At 59.1% G+C, this 3,464-nt stretch carries 2 protein-coding genes and 1 pseudogene; 2 read left to right on the forward strand and 1 reads right to left on the reverse strand.

Features of this window, described 5'->3' with window-relative positions:
* Window positions 1-1,102 precede the first annotated feature (1,102 nt).
* Together AC0L3A_RS40255 and AC0L3A_RS40260 are read left to right on the forward strand one after the other, a co-directional pair.
* Window positions 1,103-1,471, forward strand: coding sequence for an oleate hydratase (locus tag AC0L3A_RS40255; RefSeq protein ID WP_473256527.1), 369 nt, complete (start codon window positions 1,103-1,105; stop codon window positions 1,469-1,471).
* 155 nt (window positions 1,472-1,626) lie between these two features.
* Entirely contained in the window at window positions 1,627-2,376 is a 750-nt protein-coding gene (locus AC0L3A_RS40260; RefSeq protein WP_473256528.1) for an SDR family oxidoreductase, read from the forward strand.
* A gap of 376 nt (window positions 2,377-2,752) precedes the next feature.
* Here AC0L3A_RS40260 and AC0L3A_RS40265 read toward each other — a convergent pair.
* Window positions 2,753-3,464 (reverse strand): annotated as a pseudogene (locus tag AC0L3A_RS40265) (transposase family protein); the annotation flags it as partial.

Below are 3,464 nucleotides of genomic sequence, written 5' to 3' on the forward strand. Positions count from 1 at the left end.
GGCGTGCTCGTCTGCTCATCGTCGCTCCTGATTCGCAGGCACCAGCGTGCCCGCTGTCAGGCAGAAACTCCACTTATCGACATGTTCAAATTTGCGGAGCCGGCTCTTCTCTCGTGGAGGTTGGCAGTCCTCTTGGCCCAGCGAACCGGCTAGAACTCAAAATGGAGCTTCAGGCTGAACGAAGGTCAATGCCGAACTCACCTATGGGAATTCCAAAGCGATTTTGGCTGCCCCAGTCAGGCCGGACAGCAGATTGCAGCTCGTTAGGAGGGTGCGCAAGTGTGTGACAGTAGCTCAAGCGCCAGGACTTCGACGCTGCGGCATATCTAAGGACAAGTATAATGACGTCTCAGAACCTGAGCGCATGTTCTTGATCGACGAAGCCTTGACTCGGGTGGACATGGCACGTTTTGCGGAAGATGGAGCCATTCCCATGCGCCAAACGTTCGTCACGGCCGCAGGAGCGCCATGACGTTCCAAGGCGGACCGCGCCATGACCGCATCGATGCCGCATAGTTCATCAGAGACCAATCGAGGCCTTAAGCTTCCAGTCGCAAAGGTTCTCTTGTCGACGATCGTCCTGGCGGCGACTACCTAAAGCGGTAGGCCCACCTCCTCGAACAAAGAGCTATGTGTTGGTTGCGCGCATAGTTCCCGATGACAAGTGCGTGGAAGTATCAGACCAGCGGACGGGTCCACATTCGCGATAATTGAAACAGCTCGCTTTCGGCTGAATATATTAAAACTGGAGGAGATTAGGTTCAGGGTTGCTCTGAGCGCTGGCGGATCCGCGAGGCCCGTGGCACAGGGAAAACCCATCTTGCTGAAAGCGTTGCCCGCGAGGTGAGGCCCAGCTGTGGCGGACCAACCGATCGACTGCAAGGATCGGAGCAAGAGCGACTAATGACTCCTCCAACGTCTTCGATTTGAAGCTCCGCACGTCGGAGACCCGAGAAGAGAAGATCGTTGGGAAAGAGAATCTAGAGCTGTCACGAGCGGGACCGTGACATCCTAAAGGTTACGGCGCTCAATGGACACGATTCCGGTTCTGAACAAAAAGCGAAACGGTAGCTCTTGGAAGCTTGGGGGCCGTTGGCCGAGCATGAGCTCGGACTTCGGTCGGCTGAAAGCCTTCTCGGGAAGTAGTGCTAGGCATGCCGGACTGATCACGATCAGGGGTTCAAATTGGCTTCTAACGTTGATTCGAAACGCACGGCCACACTATTTCGAACAGCCGACGAATGGTCGGGTCTACGTGCTGTTCGCTGACAAACCTGGTAACCGTCTCCGTAAGCGCGAGCCGGAGGGCGCGAGACGTGACGTCCTGATTGAGTTGCTTTCGCAATTGGCTTTACGGATGGTATTCGGCACATTTGTAGACAGCTCACGGGTCGTGAACGCAATGACGCCCCACATCACATCTCGGTTTATGCAACGGACTGGGACGGACCGACCGGAAATCATTCCCTAGGGATCGCGCAAACGCCGCGTAGACCACCGTGTTCACCTTGCGTTTGAGTCTCGTCTCTCGAAAATGACCAGCATGATCGGGGAGTTCGTTTTAGTGGTTGAAAAACTCCACACTGCCGCTACCCAACAAACGAATCGAGGCGTGTCGTGAGGCGCGTGAAGGGAAAAGTCATTCTAGTCACGGGCGGGGCTCGAGGGATGGGGGCCACCCATGCCCGCCTGCTGGTAGACGAGGGCGCAAGAGTAGTGATCGGTGATCTTCTTGAGGAAGAAGGAGAACTCTTCGCGGCTCAACTGGGCACGTCGGCTCTATATGTGCGTCAGGACGTCACAGAACCGGAGGATTGGGGCAACGCCATTGCGAGCGCAGAAAGTCGCTTCGGCGTGCTGGACGGCCTAGTCAACAGCGCGGCCATCTACAGCTTTGCGCCGATCGAGCAGCTCTCGCTCGAGCAGTGGAACAAGACTCTGGCGGTCAATCTGACCGGTGTGTTCCTCGGCATGCAGGCGGCTCTCCCGGCGATGCGCCGCGCTGGCGGCGGCTCGATCGTGAACATCTCATCGGCTGAGGGGCTGCGCGGTAGTGCAGGGCTCAATGACTATGTCGCCTCGATGTTCGGGGTTCGCGGTCTGACGAAGTCCGCCGCCCTGGAGGCGGCGGCGTCGGGTGTGCGAGTGAACTCTGTTCATCCAGGCTTGGTCACCGGCCCGACGAGCAAGAATCAGGATGGCTACCGCTCTCCGATTCCACTCGGGCGGGCCGCCCACCCCCAAGAAGTGTCGCACGCCGTGTTGTTCCTGCTAAGCGACGAGTCCTCCTATCTAACCGGATCGGAAATCGTGGTTGATGGCGGTCTGACGATAGGTCTCCCGCACAAATGTCTGCCACCGGAAAGCATCTTTTGAAAAACATCGACTCCTGGTGTCGTCCGGTCAAAGCAGCTTCAAACTCTCGACCGATCTCTCCTTCCTTGAGAAGCTGTAAGACTTGATGCAAACAATGCCGAAACGCGTTATGACCAACAGTCCTTCAAGAATCCGAGCAGCTATTCGGACCGTTAGACTAGCTTTCACGGCCGTCTTCCGTTCGATCCGCAATGTGCGTCCGGTATACCGGCGGTCGAGGAGAGGCGTGTGGAACGACGACTCGCAGGGGAAATGCATCTCCGGCCATGAGGAAGGGGATCTGCTGCGCGATCCCGCGGCTCGCAAATGGGCCGACAGTCCCCTGCAACCTCCTGAGAACTGAGCGTTCCGCGGCAAGCCGATAGATTGTCGTCCGTTAAGAAGCCGAATTGAGCGGGAGCGGACAGGCAAGCGTATGCGATAGCTGGATCGGGAAGAGGCACAAGAGTTCTCTGAGCCAGGCGAGGAGCGGCGGAAGTTGTGTCCGACTGCTGAGAGCACGACGTTGGCGGCGTCGCCGGCGCGGCCTTTGAGGTAGCAGCGGCCAAGGTGACCTTCGGCCTTCAGATGTCCGATGATGGGCTCGATGGCGGAGCGGCGCCGGAGCTCGCGCTTGATGGCGCCGAACACGCCGCGTTTCTGGCCCGAAATGAAGACGCGACGTGGATTTTGCGTGTCGTGGCCGCGATATCCCTTGTCGACATAGGCCCGCTCGATCGGACAGCCGGTGAGCGCCTCGGTGCGGTCGATGGCGTCCCGCAGGGTATGACCGTCGTAGGGATTATCGGGTAGCGACCTGGCGTGCAGTACGAACAGGCCACCGGGCGCCCGGCGGTTGTTGGTGACGATGGAGGCCTTCACGCCGAACTCGTAAGGCGCGGCGGCCTTGCCTTTGCCGATGCATTCCGCCTCCGGGGCATGGAAGGAATAAAGCTTCCAGCCGCGCTGGCGCTGCTGCTGGGAGCGGATTTGCACGGCCCGGCCAAGCGGGAGGGCGAATGCCTCCTCCAGTGCCGGCTGGCCCTCGATCTTGCGGCGGATGTCGCGGATGATGCGGCCGAGCCGGCTGCGCAGAATGCGCAACTGCC

This window comes from Bradyrhizobium sp. MI1.3 (genome assembly GCF_055811695.1).